This is a genomic window from Xenorhabdus eapokensis (assembly GCF_001908105.1).
Map to the genome: position 1 here is coordinate 1 of NZ_MKGQ01000148.1, position 811 is coordinate 811.

Annotated in this window: 1 protein-coding gene; it reads left to right on the plus strand. The window is 48.6% G+C overall.

Going from position 1 to position 811, the window contains the following annotated elements; genetic code table 11:
• Positions 1-32: 32 nt before the first annotated feature.
• Positions 33-799 (plus strand): IS5 family transposase gene (locus Xedl_RS23850; RefSeq protein WP_143187517.1). Its coding sequence is split into 2 segments (ribosomal slippage): positions 33-408 and positions 408-799, totalling 768 coding nucleotides; the frame shifts between segments, so codons are not numbered across the junction.
• Positions 800-811: the final 12 nt, after the last annotated feature.

Genomic DNA, 811 nt, shown 5'->3' on the forward strand with positions numbered 1-811 from the left:
CCCCATCATTCCATCATAAGAGTCGATTAACCATGAGTACACCTGCACACCGCCGCCACGATATTTCAGATCGCGCCTGGAGCCTGCTTGAACCTCATTTGCCAGGGCGTAAAGGCGCTTGGGGGCGTGTAGCTGAAGATAATCGGCGTTTTATCAATGGGGTGTTTTGGATTTTACGGACGGGGGCGCCTTGGCGAGACCTACATACTGATTATGGTGACTGGAAAAATACCCACCGTCGTTTTTGCCGCTGGAGAGACAAAGGTATATGGGAAAAGCTGCTCGAACAGTTGGTCAATGACCCCGATTTCGAGTGGTTAATGATTGATGCCAGCCATATTAAGGTTCATCCCGATGCGGCAGGAGCCAAAGGCGGTAATCAGGATATGGGGCTCACAAAAGGGGGCTCAATACAAAGATACATTTGGCCGTGGATGCGCATGGTATGCCAGTCAGAATTGTTATTACAAGCGGTACCACAGCGGATTGTGCACAAGCTGAGACCTTAATTGAAGGACTCAATGCAGAGCATCTCTTGGCGGACAAGGGCTATGATAGCAACGCAATAGTAGAAAAAGCGGAACAACAAGGCATGCAAGTCCAGATCCCTAGCCGGAAAAATCGGAAGGTCGCCAGAGAATATGATCGTGAACTCTACCGGCTTCGCCATTTGGTTGAAAATGCTTTCCTTCATCTTAAACGCTGGCGTGGTATAGCCACTCGCTATGCAAAAAATAGTGCGTCTTTTCTTGCCGCTGTGCAAATCCGTTGCTTTGTTCTTTGGCTGAAAATTTCATGACGACAGCATCTA